The sequence below is a fragment of the Salinibacterium sp. ZJ450 genome, from assembly GCF_011751885.2.
Taxonomy (GTDB): domain Bacteria; phylum Actinomycetota; class Actinomycetes; order Actinomycetales; family Microbacteriaceae; genus Ruicaihuangia.
Genome location: NZ_CP061771.1, coordinates 2,032,405 through 2,047,216, shown reverse-complemented (window position 1 = coordinate 2,047,216; position 14,812 = coordinate 2,032,405). Strand labels below are relative to the sequence as shown.

Sequence of the window (14,812 nt, the reverse complement as noted above, 5' to 3'; positions counted from 1 at the left end):
CTACCGACCGTCGGCGGCCACCGGCTTCAGTCGAAACAGCCGAATGGTGCGTCCGGACTGCCGCTCGTAGCCCCGATAACCAGGCCACTGCCGCTCGAGCAGCAGCCAGGCCGCCTCGCGCTCCTGACCGCCGAGCAGGGCGGCGTGCACCGGCATCCGCCGGCCACGCACGGTAATGGCGGCATCCGGATGCGACAGCAGGTTGTAGCTCCAGGCCGGATGCCGCTCCCTCGCGAAGCTGGTGCCGGCCACAATCGCGCGGCCGCGGCCATCGGGGCAGTACATCAGCACCGTGTCCCGTTCGATGCCCGACTTCGCCCCACGCGAATGCAACACCAGCGACGGCACCAGCAGGCTGCTCAGCTGCACCCTGCCACGGCTGAGCGCGCCGACCGCCCGCTCCATCGGTGGCAGCGCCTTCGGGGCGAGCAACCGGAACAGGCGGGTGCGGGTCAGCGGGGCGATCGTTGCTCGCGCAACCTGGGTCGCGGTAGGCATACCCGGATCATCCCAGATCGTGCAGCACGAACGCCGCGAGAAAGCCGATGGTGGCTACCAGTCCGGTGAGGGTGTGGTCTCCCTCGAAGGCCTCCGGGATCATCGTGTTGGTCAGCATCGCGAGGATGGCCCCTGCCGCGATCGTGGTCACGAACGCGACGGTCGAGCCGGAGGCATCCGCGAACAGCAGAAAGCCGACAAGTGCCGCGACGCCGGATGCGAGCGCGATTCCGCCCCACACCCCGAACACGTACGCGGCGCTGCGCTTCGACGCCTTCATGCCGGAGCTGCTCGAGAGCCCCTCGGGCAGATTGGAGACCGCGATCGCGACGAAGATCGGCACGCTGAACGTGGCTCCTGCCGCGACACTCACCCCGAGCACGATCGACTCCGGGACGCCGTCGAGCAGTGCCCCGATGGCGATGGCACGACCGCTGCCGGGTTTCTCACTCTCCGCGGTCTGCCGATCGCCATGATGCATGCGATGGCGGGCACCGCGCCGGGACAGCATCGTGTCGGCAGCCACGTACACCACCGCGCCCACCAGGAATCCGGCGACGGTGGCGAACAGGCCGCCAGCTCGGTTCGCCTCCTCGACCAGTTCGAACGCGAGCGTCGAGATGAACACCCCCGCCCCGAACGCCATGACGCCGGCGACCACCGGCTGCGGCACGCGCACGAACCATCCAATGAGCGCCCCCACCACCAGCATGCAGCCGGCGGCCAGCCCGATCCCGCCGGCCAGCAGTGCGTCAGCCACGATTAGTCTGGCCCGATGCCGTGCACACCGAGGCCGAAGCCCGCGACCACCGGATCCAGCGCCGACTGCAGGTACGAGGCGAGGTCGCCGCGCGTGCTGCCCGCCGCCGCCCACTCCTGGGCGGCCGCCACCACGGCGCCGGCCATCGCGTACGCAGCGGTTCGGGCACGCAACTCCGCGACATCCGGATGCTGCCGCCTGATGAATCGCGTGACCACCGACGTCAATCGCACGAAACGACTGAGCGCGGATGCCTGCAGCTCCTGTTCCGCGCCGATGAACTCGCTCTGGGTCAGCGCCCACGGCACGCGCGCAGCGCCGTACCCACGTCCCAGATGCACGAGGGTGTTCGCCACCACCGCCACCGCATCCGGGACGGATGTCGCCGGCACCTGCCCGAGCGCATCCGCCAGCGCATCGATGCTGTCGTCCAGGTCGACCCAGAACACGTCGCTCTTCGCGGCGAAATTGTTGAAGAACGTGCCCCGGCTCACCCCGGCCCGCTGGGTAATCTCGTTCACCGTGGTGCCGTCGTAGCCGAGCTCGAGGAACAACTCGAACGCAGCCTCCTGCAGCATCGCCCGCGAGATCGCGCGTGGACGCCCGCGGGCGGTCGACCGTGCGTTCACGAATCCTCCAACAAGTCTGACCAAAGGTGGTCGATGCGGTTTATTGTACTGAGTCCAACAAAGCTAGGATGGAGGAGGTCGTTGTCGACCCCTTCCCTTCACAGAGAGAACCACAGGCATGCCCATTCTCCGTTCCCGATCGTCGCGCGTCGCGACCCTCGCCGCCGTCACCGCCGCGGCGCTGCTCCTTTCCGGCTGCGCCGCCGGAGGAAGCGTCGGCGCAGGCAGTGACTCGCGCACCATCACCTTCGGCATCGAGGGCGCAAACCTCGGTAGCGGCCACATGGACATCCACTCCACGCAACTGGACGTCAGCTCGCTCGTGCTCCGCAACTCGTTCGACTCCCTGGTGGCGCAGAACGAGGACGGCACCTTCGCGCCCTGGCTGGCGAAGTCGTGGGAGGTCTCCGACGACCAGCTGCAGTACACCTTCACACTGCGCGAGGACGTCACGTTCCACGACGGCGAACCGTTCAACGCCGAAGCGGTGAAGGCGAACTTCGACCACGTCGTCGACCCGGAGACCGCCTCCGCCCAGGCCGCCAGCCTGATCGGCTACGCCGAAGAGGGCGGCTACTACGTCGACACCCAGGTGGTCGACGAGTTCACCGTGCAGGTCAACTTCAGCCAGCCCTACGCACCGTTCCTGCAGGGCGTCAGCCTTCCGCAGTTGGGCTTCTACTCGCCCAAGGTGCTCGCCGAGTCCGCCGACACACTGCGGGCCGGCGGCCCGGACGTGACGGTCGGAACCGGCCCGTTCATCCTCACCGAATACACCCCTGACCAGGAACTCGTCTTCGAGGCGAACCCCGACTACAACTGGCCGGCCGAAGGCTCGGAGCACACCGGCACCGCGGCATCCGACCGTCTGGTGATCCGCATTCTGCCGGAAACCTCATCCCGCCTCGGCGCGCTGACCAGCGGAGAAGTGGATGTCGCGGCCGACATCACCCCGAGCATGACCGAGCAGGTCGGCGACGGGTTCGACACCACCACGGTGGAGCTTCCGGGTATCCCGTACTCGCTGTACATCAACGAGGCCAACGGCGTCTTCGCCGACCCGCTGGTTCGCCAGGCGTTCCGCATCGGCTTCGACCTGGACACGGCGATCGAGAACATCTATTTCGGCCAGTTCGACCGGGCGTGGAGCATCCTCGCGCCGACCACCCCGAACTCCTACGACCCGTCACTCGAGGGCTCCTGGCCGTACGACCCGGACGCCGCCGGCGCGCTGCTCGATCAGGCCGGCTGGACCGAACGCGACTCCGAGGGCTACCGCGTCAAGGACGGCCAGCGGCTGAGCGTCCAGTGGATCGCCTGGACTCCGGTCGCCGACGACAAGGCGAGCCTCGCCGACGTTATCCAGTCCGATCTGCGCGACATCGGCTTCGAGGTCGTTCGCGACGTTGTCGAGCCGGCTCAGTACAACGAGCTCTACGGCCCGCGCACCTTCGACCTCACCGACTGGGGCTTCTCTGGCCCGGACGCCGACGTGCTGCGGAGCCACCTGCACACCGGCGGCTTCCAGAACGCGTCAACCGTGAGCAAGCCCGAGATCGACAACCTGCTCGATGACGCGGTCGCCACCACCGACCCGGCCGAGCGGGAGTCGCTGTACCAGCAGGTGCAGCAGTGGAACAACGAACAGGTGCTCATCGTGCCGCTGTACGTGCCGAGCGAGATCACCGTCGCCAGCAAGGCCGTCGAAGGCCTCAGCTTCGACCTGTACGGGCGCGCCTCCTTCTACGGGGCGACCGTCAGCGAATGAACGCGCTCTCGGGCACCCGCGCGGTGACGTTGCGGGTGCTCGGGCGCCTCGGTGGCATGCTCCTGGTGGTCTGGGGAGCAGCCACCGCCGGCTTCATCGCGCTCCGGCTGATCCCCGGCGACCCGGTCGACGTGATGCTCGGCGTCAACGCCCGAGTCAGCGAATCCGTGCGCGACCAGATCCGCGCCGACTGGGGGCTCGACCAGTCGCCGATCGTGCAGTACTTCGCCTATTTCGGCCAGCTGATCACCGGTGATCTGGAGTCATACCAGCTGCGCCAGCCGATCACCGAGGTGATCGGCGGCCAGGTGCTGCCCACCCTGCAACTGACCTCGCTCGCGCTGGTGTTCGCCCTGCTGCTCGCCGCCGCCGCCGCGCTGCTGGCGCGCGGCAAGGGCTCCCGCTCGGTGATCTCGCTGCTGGAGTTGTTCGTCGTCTCATCGCCCACCTTCTGGGTGGGCCTCGTGCTGCTCGCCGTCTTCGCCTACCAACTGCAGTGGTTTCCGTCGGCCTCGTCCGAGGGGTTCGCGTCGCTGGTGCTGCCCGCCCTCACCCTCGCCCTGCCGATCGCCGGCATCATCAGCCAGGTGCTGCGGCAGGGCCTGGACCAGGCCGCAGAACAGCCCTTCGCCACCACCGCCCGGGCTCGCGGCATCGGCCACCGCCGGCTGGTGGCGCGGCACACACTCCGCCACGCGGCCGGTGACACCATCACCCTGACCGGGTACCTGGTCGGTTCACTGCTCGGCGGCGCCGTCCTGGTCGAGACCGTGTTCGCCAGACAGGGACTCGGCGGTGTGGCGGTGCGGGCGATCCTCGGCCGCGACATCCCGGTCGTGCTCGGCATCATCGTGCTCGCGGCGATCGTGTTCGCCGTCACCAACCTCATCGTCGACCTGCTCACCGAACGCATCGACCCTCGACTGCGCACGGCGGTGACCGCATGAGCACCCTCACCGCCACTCGACAGGCCGCCAGCTGGCGAGCCGCGCCCATCGGCGTCGTCGCAGCCGCCCTGTTCCTGGTGCTGCTGATCGCCTCAGCCATCGCGCCGGGCCTGTTCACCATGTATGACCCCATACGGGCGGATGTCGCCAACTCCCTGCAGGCGCCAAGCGCCGAGCACTGGTTCGGCACCGATCAGGCCGGCCGCGACGTATTCGCCCGGGTCGTGTATGGCGCCCGCTATTCGCTGCTGGTCGGGTTCGGTGCCACGCTGATCGCGCTGGTCTGCGGGCTGATCATCGGGGTGCTGTCGGGGATGGCGCCGCGCGCCGTCGACACCGTGCTGTCGCGGATCATCGAGATCGTGATGGCGTTTCCCGAGTTCCTGCTCGCCCTCGTCGTGATCGCCGTGGTGGGCCCGGGCGAGACCAGCCTGCTGATCGCGGTGTCGATCGCGGCCATTCCCGCATACGCCCGGATCGCCCGCGGTCAGACCATGGTGGTGCGCCGCACCGGCTATGTGCGTGCCGCCATCGCGCTCGGCGTGCCGCCCTGGCGCACAACCCTGCGACACATCATGCCCAACACGCTCGGCCCGCTGCTGGTGATGGCCACCATCGGCGTCGGCACGGCGATCGTCTCGGCCGCAGGGCTCAGCTTCCTCGGCATGGGACCGAAACCGCCGACACCAGAGTGGGGGCTGATCCTCTCCGACGGCCGCAACTTCCTGGCCACCGCCTGGTGGATCGCCGTGTTCCCCGGCCTGGCGATCACCGCCACCGTGATCGCCACCAGCACCGTCGGCCGCTACCTCAGGCAGCGGGGCACCTCATGACCTTCGTCTCGGTGCGGAACCTGCGGGTCGCCTTCGGCGCGACCGAGGCGGTGCGCGGGGTGTCCTTCGACATTGCTCCGGGGGAGTGCCTCGCCCTCGTCGGCGAATCCGGCTCCGGCAAGACCATGACCGCCCGTGCCCTGCTCGGACTCACCCCGCCCACCGCACGCGTGAGCGCCGACCAACTGGTGGTCGCCGGCCACGACACCGCCGGCTTCGGCGACCGCGACTGGCGCGGCATCCGCGGCAACCGGGTTGGCCTGGTCAGCCAGGACGCCCTCGTCTCGCTCGACCCGCTGCGCCGGGTCGGGCGCGAGGTGGCCGAGGCCATCGAGGTGCACGAGCCCCGCAGCGGTGACACGGCCGGCCGGGTGCTTCAATTGCTGACGGATGTCGCGGTGCCCGACCCCGAGCAGCGGGCCAAGCAGTACCCGCACGAGCTGTCGGGCGGCCTGCGCCAACGCGCGTTGATTGCGTCCGCCCTCGCCGGATCGCCCAGCCTGCTGATCGCCGACGAACCCACCACCGCGCTCGACGCGACCGTGCAGGCGCAGATCCTCGACCTGCTCGCCGAGTTGAAGGCCGCCGGGCTGGCCCTGCTGCTGGTCAGTCACGACCTGGGCGTCGTCGCCCGACTTGCCGACCGCATCGCCGTGATGAAGGACGGCCAGATTGTCGAGGAAGGCGCCGGCGACGTGCTCGAGGCGCCGCGGCATCCGTACACTCGCATGCTGATCGACGCCGTGCCCGGCCCGCGCACCGCGACCGACATTGAGAGCATCGACGTCGTGCTGGCCGCGCACAACCTGGTCAAGACGTATCGCCGTCCCGATCGCAGCACGTTCCGCGCGGTCGACGACGTGTCGTTCGAACTGCGCGCCGGCAGCACGATCGGCATCGTCGGGGAGTCCGGCTCCGGGAAGAGCACCGTGGCGCACCTGCTGCTGGGGCTGCAGCGCCCGGATGCCGGTGAGGTTGTGCTCGGCGACCAGCCGTGGTCGGCGCTGCCCGAGTCGCGGCGGCGCCCGATGCGCGGACGCATCCAGCTGATCGATCAGAACCCATTCGGCGCCCTCGACCCGCGGCACACCGTGCACTCGATCATCGGCGAGGCGGTGGCCCTGACCGACACGCCACGCGCCGATCGCGCTGCTCGGGTCAGCGAACTGCTCGGCCAGGTGGGGCTGACCGACGAGTTCCGGCGACGACGCCCGCACCAGCTGTCCGGCGGGCAACGGCAACGCGTGGCGATCGCCCGCGCGCTGGCTCGGCGGCCCGACATCCTGATCTGCGACGAGCCGGTGTCCGCGCTCGACGTGTCGATCCAGGCCCAGGTGCTCGCCCTGCTGAGCGACCTGCAACGCGCCCTCGGACTCTCGATGGTGTTCATCTCGCACGACCTCGCGGTGATCCGGCAGATGAGCGACGACATCCTGGTCATGAAGGACGGCGCCGTGATCGAACAGGGCACCGCCACCCGCGTGCTCACCAGGCCGCAGCATCCGTTCACCATGCAGCTGCTGGAGTCGGTGCCGGCGATCGCCGGCTGAGCGGCATCAGGCCGGCTGGCAGAACCGCAGCACGTTGCCGAACGGGTCGGTCAGCTCGAGGGTGGGCCCGCCCGGGGCACCGGCGTCGATGTCGGCAAGCGTGCCGGAGTACCGTTTCTGGCTCAGCTCTGTGCGCAGCGCGCTGACGTCGTCCACCGCCGCCCACACCACGGCCCCTGGCGTTCCGTCACCGCGATGCTCCGACAGGTGCAGCACCAGGCCAGACCGCGAAATCTGCGAGTAGAGCGGCAGCCCTGGCTCGAAGTGGTGCTCCCAGTCCACGGAGAAGCCGAGGAACCCGAGATAGAACTCGTGCGCCTGCTCGATAGACAGGATGCGCAGCACCGGGATGCCGGCTCTCATCACGGTGCCCTGTTTGTCGCCCTTGTCGCCCATGGTGTCGCCCACTGCGTCGCCCTTCGCTCGCTCTGCCCAGCTCGGTCTGGCCAGCGTAGACAGATCGTCTGCGGGGGAGAAGCCATGTCGAGAAACCCGTGGCCACGGCCTCGGAACCCGCCGGCGCGGCTCAAGCCTGTATTCTGGACGCAACGACACCGATCCGGCCATCACCGGGGAGTCTTCGGAAGAACGGTGGGAATCGCAAGATTCCCGCCCGGTAGAACCGAACGGGGCTGGCCCGTCATCGCCAAGGAATAAGCGGTCATCCTTCGGATGACAAACGGGGTGGTACCGCGCTGCAGGGTGAGACCCGGCAGCGTCCTCGTGCAGATGAAGATCCTGCCAGGAGACCCATGACTTACCCCCGCAACCGCCGCGAAAGCTCCGACCCTGACGGCGTCACGCCCAGCCCTAGCTTTCCCGCGATTGAGGAACGCATCCTCGCGTTCTGGAAAGACGACGCCACCTTCCAGGCGTCGATCGACCAGCGGCAGGGCCAGCCGGAGTGGGTCTTCTACGACGGCCCGCCCTTCGCCAACGGCCTGCCGCATTACGGCCACCTGCTGACCGGCTACGCCAAAGACCTGTTCCCGCGCTTCCAGACCATGCGCGGCAAGCAGGTGCAGCGCCGATTCGGCTGGGACACCCACGGTCTTCCCGCCGAGCTTGAGGCGATGCGGCAGCTCGGCATCACCGAGAAGAGCCAGATCGAAGAGATGGGCGTCGACGCCTTCAATCAGTCGGCCCGCGAATCGGTGCTGCGCTACACCAAGGAATGGCAGGCGTACGTCACCCGGCAGGCGCGCTGGGTCGACTTCGAGAACGACTACAAGACGCTCGACATCTCGTTCATGGAGAGCGTGATCTGGGCGTTCAAGCGGCTCTACGACAAGGGCCTCGCCTACGAGGGCTTCCGGGTACTGCCGTACTGCTGGAACGACCAGACCCCGCTGTCGAACCACGAACTGCGGATGGACGACGACGTCTACAAGCCGAGGCAGGACCAGACCGTCACGGTGACCTTCCCGCTGGTCGGGCCGAAGGCCGAAGCCCTCGGCCTCACCGCGGTGCGCGCCCTGGCCTGGACCACCACGCCGTGGACGCTGCCCACCAACTTCGCCCTCGCCGTGGGGCCTGCGATCGAGTACGCGGTGCTGCCGAGCGGACCGAACGGTGCAGGCGACGGCGCAGAGCAGGGCGTCGCCGACTACCTGCTCGCCGCCGACACGATCAGCTCATACTTCAAGGAGCTCGGCTACGAGACATCCGACGCCGCCCGCGCCGCGATCTCGAAGACCGTCACCGGCGCCGAGCTCGCCGGTGTGCACTACGACCGGCTCTGGGATTTCTACGCGGATGTCGAGACGTGGGGCACCGAGAACGCCTGGCAGATCCTCGTCGCCGACTACGTCGCCACCGGTGAGGGCACCGGCATCGTGCACCAGGCTCCCGCCTTCGGTGAGGACGACCAGCTGGTCACCGGAGCCGTCGGCATCCCGGTGATCCTGTCGGTGGACGAAGGCGCCAAGTTCCTGCCGCAGGTTGCGCCGGTGGCGGGTCTGCACGTGTTCGAGGCGAACAAGCCGCTCACGAACCTCCTCCGCGAGGACGGCCGCCTACTCAAGGTCGCCAGCTACGAGCACAGCTACCCGCACTGCTGGCGCTGCCGCGAACCGCTGATCTACAAGGCGGTCTCCAGCTGGTTCGTCAAGGTTCCCGAGTTCCGCGACCGCATGGTCGAGCTGAATGAGGACATCACCTGGGTTCCGGAGAACGTCAAGCACGGCCAGTTCGGAAAGTGGATCGCCGGCGCCCGCGACTGGTCGATCTCCCGCAACCGCTACTGGGGATCGCCGATCCCGATCTGGAAGAGCGATGACCCGGACTACCCGCGCATCGACGTGTACGGCTCGCTCGAGGAACTGCAGCGCGACTTCGGCACCCTGCCGCTGAACGGCGACGGCGAACCCGACCTGCACCGCCCGTACATCGACCACCTCACCCGGCCGAACCCCGACGACCCCACCGGCAAGTCCACGATGCGACGCATCGAGGACGTGCTCGACGTCTGGTTCGACTCCGGATCGATGCCGTACGCCCAGGTGCACTACCCGTTCGAGAACGCGGAGTGGTTCGACTCGCGCAACCCCGCCGACTTCATCGTGGAGTACATCGGCCAGACCCGCGGCTGGTTCTACACCATGCACGTGCTGAGCACCGCCCTGTTCGACCGTCCGGCGTTCAGCAATGTGCTCAGCCACGGCGTTGTGCTCGGCAACGATGGCCAGAAGATGTCGAAGTCGTTGCGCAATTATCCGGATGTCTCGGAGGTGCTCGACCGCGACGGGGCCGACGCCATGCGCTGGTTCCTGATGTCCAGTTCGGTCATCCGCGGCGGCAACCTGATGGTCACCGAGGAGGGCATCCGCGAGGGCGTGCGGCAGATGATGCTTCCACTGTGGAGCACCTACTACTTCTTCACCCTGTACGCCAACGCGGCCGTCCCGGCAGCAAGCGATGACGAGGGCGGAGAGACCGCTGCGGGGTACACCGCCCAGTGGCGCACCGACTCCAGCGACATCCTGGACCGCTACCTGCTGGCCAAGGCGCGCACCCTGATCAGCGACGTCACCCACGACCTGGAGTCGTTCGACTCGCCGATGGCCGCCGCCAAGCTGCGCGACTTCGCCGACGTGCTCACCAACTGGTACGTGCGTCGCAGCCGCGATCGCTTCTGGGCCGGCGATGCCGCCGGAGACGGCTGGGAAGACGCCTTCGACACCCTGTACACGGTGCTGGAGACCGTGGTGCGGGTCGCGGCCCCGTTGATGCCGCTGGTCGGTGAGGAGATCTGGCGCGGACTCACCGGTGGCCGCAGCGTGCACCTGGAGAACTGGCCAGACCCTGAGGCGTTCCCCGCCGACGACACTCTGGTCACCACGATGGACCGGGTGCGCGAGATCGCGTCCGCCGGCCTTGCCCTGCGTAAGGCGAAGAGCCTGCGGGTGCGACTGCCGCTCGCGGAGCTCACCATCGTGAGCGATGACGGCGACCGCCTGGCCGAGTTCGGCGACATCCTGAAGGACGAACTGAACGTCAAGGCGGTGCAGTTCACGCAACTGGTCGAGGGCAGCCTCGCCGACTTCGGTATCACCCGCAAACTCACCGTGAACGCCCGAGCGGCCGGCCCGCGCATTGGCAAGGAGGTGCAGCGAGTGATCGCCGCCGCCAAGCAGGGCTTCTGGGAACAGGACGGCGACACTGTGGTTGTGGATGGCGTGCAGCTGCTGCCGGCGGAGTTCGAGCTGGACCTGCAGTCTGACGACGACTCCAACGCGATCACCTTCCTGCCCGGGGGCGGATTCGTGCTGCTTGACACCGTGACCACTCCTGAGCTCGAGGGCGAAGGCCTGGCTCGCGACGTGATCCGTGCGGTGCAGCAGGCCCGCAAGCAGGCCGATCTCGACGTGACCGACCGCATCCGGCTGACCCTGGCCACCGACGCGGTCGAGACCATCGAGGAATACCGCGACCTGATCGCCGGCGAAACTCTCGCCACCAGCCTGGACGCGGTCCAGGCGGAGAATGGAACAACAACGGTCGGTTCTGGTTCGACCGTGACGGTGACGGTGGAGCGCGCATGAGCAAGAAAGATGACACCTTCGACGATTCCGGCGCCTTCGACGACGCCGCATTCGACGACATGGAATACCAGGACGCCGCAGACCGGGTGATCGACGCTCTGCTCGATCGGGTCGGTGAATCCGCCCCGCAGCCGCGGCTGGAGGCCACCCGGCGAGCGGTCGACCTGCTCGGAGACCCGCAGCGCGCCTTCTCGGTGGTGCACATCACCGGCACCAACGGCAAGACGTCGACCAGCCGGATGGTGGAGAGCATCCTGCGGGCCTATGGTCTGCGCACCGGGCTGATGACCAGCCCGCACCTGCGCCGGCTGAACGAGCGGATCGAGTTGGACGGCGCCCCGGTCTCGAACGCCGCGTTGGTGGAGAACTGGAACGACATCCAGCCCTACCTGTTGATGGTCGACGCCGAGCTCACCGCCAACGGTGACGTGCCGCTGACCTACTTCGAGGCGCTCACCGTGCTCGCGTTCGCGATCTTTGCCGACGCCCCGGTGGATGTCGCGGTGATCGAGGTCGGCATGGGCGGGCAGTGGGATTCCACCAACGTCGCCGATGGTCAGGTGGCCGTGTTCACCCCCATCGCGCTCGACCACACCCGCAGGCTGGGCAGCACGATCACCGAGATCGCCAGGACCAAGGCGGGCATCATCAAGCCGGCGGCGAGCGTCGTATCGGCGCTGCAGCTGCCGGAGGCACTGACCGAGCTGCGGCTCGCCGCCGAGCTGAACGAGGCGAGCCTCGCCGTGGACGCAACCGACTTCGCCCTGGAGTCCAACACGGTCGCGGTCGGCGGTCAGGTGATCACCGTGCGCGGCCGGGCCGGACGCTACGAAGACCTGTTCCTGCCGCTGTTCGGTGACCATCAGGCGCAGAACGCCACCCTCGCGATCGCCGCGGTCGAGTCATTCCTCGGCAACGGGGAACAGGCGCTCGATTCCGACGCGTTGGCCGAGGGGCTGGCCACCGCCACGTCACCCGGTCGGCTGCAGGTCGTCGGCACCGCGCCGACCGTATTGGTGGACGCCGCGCACAACCCGCACGGCGCTGCCGCGCTGGCCGCGGCGGTCACCACATACTTCACCTTCGACCGGGTGGCGTGCGTGGTCGGCGTGCTCGAGGACAAGGACGCCCGCGGCATCATCGAGGCACTCGACTCCGTGGTCGACGAGTTCATCGTGACCCAGTCCGATTCATCGCGGGCGTTGAATGCCGATGACCTCGCCGCAATCGTCGCCGCCGTCGCCGGTCCCGACCGGGTTCGGGTGGAGCCGCAGCTGGCGGCCGCTATGGATGAGGCGCGACAGTACGCCAGCGAAACCGTGAAGGGTGCGGTGCTGGTGGCCGGGTCGATCACGCTGGTGGCCGATGTCATCAGCCTCGCCGAGGACGAACGGTGGATGCAGTGAGTGAGCGCACCCCGCGCGTGCGCCGGCAGCGGTCGGTGACCGAAACGCTGCTGTCGATCGTGCTCGGCCTGGAGATGTTCCTCGTCTTCTTCGCCGCCCTTGTCATCTTCGGCCTGCAGCGGGTGCCTCCGGCCGCCGCGTTCATCGGCGGAGCCGCGGTCATTCTGCTGCTGATCATCACCACCCGGCTGCTGCGCTATCCGTGGGGCAAATATGCCGGTGTCGGCATGCAAGTGGTGCTGATCGCCACCGGCTTCCTGGAACCTCTGATGTTCTTCATCGGCGCAGGGTTTGCCGCCATGTACATCTACTACCTTGTGAAAGGCCAGCGCATCGACGCCCAGAAGGCGTCGTGGCAGGCAGCTCAGCCAACAGAAGAAGGAGCGTAATGTCCGTCGAAGAAACACTCGTACTCATCAAGCCCGATGGTGTGGCCCGCAGCCTCACCGGCGAGATCCTGCGCCGCATCGAAGCGAAGGGGTACAGCCTCGTGGACATCAAGCTCGTGCAGGCCGACCGCGACCTGCTGGCGAAACACTACGAGGAGCACGAGGGCAAGCCTTTCTACGAGCCGCTGATCGAGTTCATGGAGTCGGGCCCGACGGTCGCGATCCGTGTCGCCGGCAACCGGGTGATCGAGGGCTTCCGCAGCCTCGCCGGCACCACGGATCCCAGCACGGCCGCGCCCGGTACCATCCGCGGTGACCTCGGCCGGGACTGGGGACTCAAGGTGCAGCAGAACCTGGTGCACGGCAGCGACTCACCCGAATCGGCCGAGCGCGAACTCGGCCTCTGGTTCGCCTCGGCCTAACAGCTTCCGCTAACCGAGCGGTGTGAGGCGGCTGCCCCGGTGGGACACTTCACCGGGGGCCGTCACCCGCCGAAAAGGCTGAGCCCCGTCAAGTCGGAGCCTGCCGCCCGGCACGCCTGGGCGATAGCGGATCGCAGATTCGTCCATTCACCGGTTTTCGGGTTGTACGACTCTCCAGCTGCGGTGCGTTCCGCAGACTTCAAGTAGTTCGACGCTGCCGTTACCGCCTTGCCGACGTCACTGTCATCGACCAGTACGTGGTGGAAACCGTCCTTCACATCGTCGATGGTTTCGGCGTACTCAGCGGGAGTGATCACCCCGAGCGCCACGCCTTGAACAGCGTTGCCTTCCATGGTGCTCAGGGTCGTCACCTGTCCGCAGACGTGAGCCGCGCTGATGGCCGCCTCGCCAGCCTTCGGCTCTGCGGGCTCTGGCGTGGCTTCGGCAGCGGCAGGGTTCGGTGATGGCGGGACCGACTCCGGCGCAGCGCACGCGGCGAGGCCGAGCGCCATCACTGCGGCTAGCGAGACAAAGCCGATCCTGCGCATGAACGCCGAGGGCGCCGGGCTTGCTTGCTGCTTCGTGTGCGACGCGTGTTGCGGTGTGGGCATCGCCGCTCTTTCTGGACGCTCGAAGTTCGGTTTCACGATAAGTCCTCAGCTGCGTGACTTCCCATATCCAAGCCGGAACGGCCGCGACCTGCGCGCCCCGGAAGCTAGGGGCGCCCAAGCGAGGGTCAGAACAGGTAAGTCAGCAGCAGCGGGAACTGGGCGAGGATCGCGAACAGGATCACCGCGTAATTCGCGAGCACGAGCATCCAGGTAAACGGCAGCGTGCTGCGGCCCAGCGGGCGTAGCCCGCGGCCCAGGTGCCCCTCGCGCATGCTCCAGACGGTCAGTCCCCAAAACAACGGGATCTGGACGCACCACACCACAATGCAGTACACGCACAGCGTGCCGATGCTGTACACGGCCTGCGTGAACAGCCACATGATGAACACCCAGCCGAGGAACACGCCGAGCAGGAACAGCTGCCAGAACCAGCGCGCGAACCGGGCACCGGCCAGCATGCCGACACCGACCGCGATCGGGGCGACGTACGCCACGACCCCGATCAGCGGGTTCGGGAACCCGAACAGCGACCCCTGCCAGCTCTGGATCACCGGACCACACGACACGAACGGGTTGAAGTCACAGCTCAGAGACTGCTGGGGGTTTCGCAGCAGCTCGATTCGCTCCAGAACCAGAATGAACGACGCCGTCAGCCCCACGGCTCCGGCCACGATCAGGAGCAGCGCCCCGACAACACGTTTCGATTGCTGTCGGGGGAGAGTCACGCACGGATTATTGCATGGCGCAAATGCAGCATCTGAGCGAAGCGTGCGATAATTTGGAATAGTCAGATGGGCCCGCGCCCGCTCTGACGCCAAAGAAGGCTTTACCGGGCACGAAACCGGGCCACGAACGCAGCGACGGATTCGCTGCCGTGTCGGATAGCGAGTTCCGAGACGCTGTGAGAGAGCGTCGCAACGGGGATCGCGAGCAAGTTGCCTCGCGACAGTTGCACA

General features: G+C 67.7%; 14 protein-coding genes. 8 read left to right on the top strand and 6 right to left on the bottom strand.

Annotated features, from left to right (window positions below):
• The 3 genes from HCT51_RS09760 to HCT51_RS09750 are packed head-to-tail and all read right to left on the bottom strand — an operon-like array spanning nt 1 to nt 1,887.
• Entirely contained in the window at nt 1-498 is a 498-nt protein-coding gene (locus HCT51_RS09760; protein ID WP_166873315.1) for a nitroreductase family deazaflavin-dependent oxidoreductase, read from the bottom strand.
• A gap of 7 nt (nt 499-505) precedes the next feature.
• Complete coding sequence (locus tag HCT51_RS09755; protein WP_166873312.1) at nt 506-1,258, bottom strand: ZIP family metal transporter; 753 nt, start codon at nt 1,256-1,258, stop codon at nt 506-508.
• 2 nt (nt 1,259-1,260) lie between these two features.
• Nucleotides 1,261-1,887, bottom strand: coding sequence for a TetR/AcrR family transcriptional regulator (locus tag HCT51_RS09750; protein WP_166873308.1), 627 nt, complete (start codon nt 1,885-1,887; stop codon nt 1,261-1,263).
• Between the two features lie 118 nt (nt 1,888-2,005).
• Between HCT51_RS09750 and HCT51_RS09745 the strand changes: the two genes are divergently transcribed.
• The 4 genes from HCT51_RS09745 to HCT51_RS09730 are packed head-to-tail and all read left to right on the top strand — an operon-like array spanning nt 2,006 to nt 6,985.
• Nucleotides 2,006-3,655 (top strand): ABC transporter substrate-binding protein, encoded by a 1,650-nt coding sequence (locus tag HCT51_RS09745; protein ID WP_166873306.1) that lies wholly within the window; start codon nt 2,006-2,008, stop codon nt 3,653-3,655.
• Nucleotides 3,652-4,602, top strand: coding sequence for an ABC transporter permease (locus tag HCT51_RS09740; protein ID WP_166873303.1), 951 nt, complete (start codon nt 3,652-3,654; stop codon nt 4,600-4,602). Before HCT51_RS09745 ends, HCT51_RS09740 begins: the two co-directional genes overlap by 4 nt.
• Entirely contained in the window at nt 4,599-5,435 is an 837-nt protein-coding gene (locus HCT51_RS09735; RefSeq protein ID WP_166873300.1) for an ABC transporter permease, read from the top strand. The genes HCT51_RS09740 and HCT51_RS09735 overlap by 4 nt, the downstream gene beginning before the upstream one ends.
• Nucleotides 5,432-6,985, top strand: coding sequence for a dipeptide ABC transporter ATP-binding protein (locus HCT51_RS09730; RefSeq protein ID WP_166873297.1), 1,554 nt, complete (start codon nt 5,432-5,434; stop codon nt 6,983-6,985). Before HCT51_RS09735 ends, HCT51_RS09730 begins: the two co-directional genes overlap by 4 nt.
• Nucleotides 6,986-6,991: 6 nt before the next feature.
• Here the strand turns inward: HCT51_RS09730 and HCT51_RS09725 are convergent, their stop codons facing one another.
• A complete protein-coding gene (locus HCT51_RS09725; protein WP_224760428.1) occupies nt 6,992-7,393 on the bottom strand; it encodes a glyoxalase superfamily protein in 402 nt (133 codons plus the stop codon).
• A gap of 344 nt (nt 7,394-7,737) precedes the next feature.
• Between HCT51_RS09725 and ileS the strand changes: the two genes are divergently transcribed.
• From ileS to ndk, 4 genes are read left to right on the top strand one after another with little or no spacing between them, the layout of a single operon-like run.
• Nucleotides 7,738-11,028, top strand: coding sequence for an isoleucine--tRNA ligase (gene ileS, locus HCT51_RS09720; RefSeq protein WP_166873293.1), 3,291 nt, complete (start codon nt 7,738-7,740; stop codon nt 11,026-11,028).
• A complete protein-coding gene (locus HCT51_RS09715; RefSeq protein WP_166873291.1) occupies nt 11,025-12,434 on the top strand; it encodes a bifunctional folylpolyglutamate synthase/dihydrofolate synthase in 1,410 nt (469 codons plus the stop codon). Before ileS ends, HCT51_RS09715 begins: the two co-directional genes overlap by 4 nt.
• On the top strand, nt 12,431-12,823 hold the full coding sequence (locus HCT51_RS09710) for a DUF4233 domain-containing protein (protein WP_224760427.1): 393 nt from the start codon (nt 12,431-12,433) through the stop codon (nt 12,821-12,823). Before HCT51_RS09715 ends, HCT51_RS09710 begins: the two co-directional genes overlap by 4 nt.
• Complete coding sequence (ndk, locus tag HCT51_RS09705; protein WP_166873288.1) at nt 12,823-13,245, top strand: nucleoside-diphosphate kinase; 423 nt, start codon at nt 12,823-12,825, stop codon at nt 13,243-13,245. The genes HCT51_RS09710 and ndk overlap by 1 nt, the downstream gene beginning before the upstream one ends.
• Nucleotides 13,246-13,307: 62 nt before the next feature.
• Here the strand turns inward: ndk and HCT51_RS09700 are convergent, their stop codons facing one another.
• Nucleotides 13,308-13,856, bottom strand: a complete 549-nt coding sequence (locus HCT51_RS09700) for a hypothetical protein (RefSeq protein WP_166873285.1) — start codon at nt 13,854-13,856, stop codon at nt 13,308-13,310.
• 125 nt (nt 13,857-13,981) lie between these two features.
• The gene (locus HCT51_RS09695) at nt 13,982-14,581 is read right to left on the bottom strand and encodes a vitamin K epoxide reductase family protein (protein WP_166873282.1); all 600 of its coding nucleotides are present in this window, start codon (nt 14,579-14,581) and stop codon (nt 13,982-13,984) included.
• Between the last annotated feature and the right edge of the window lie 231 nt (nt 14,582-14,812).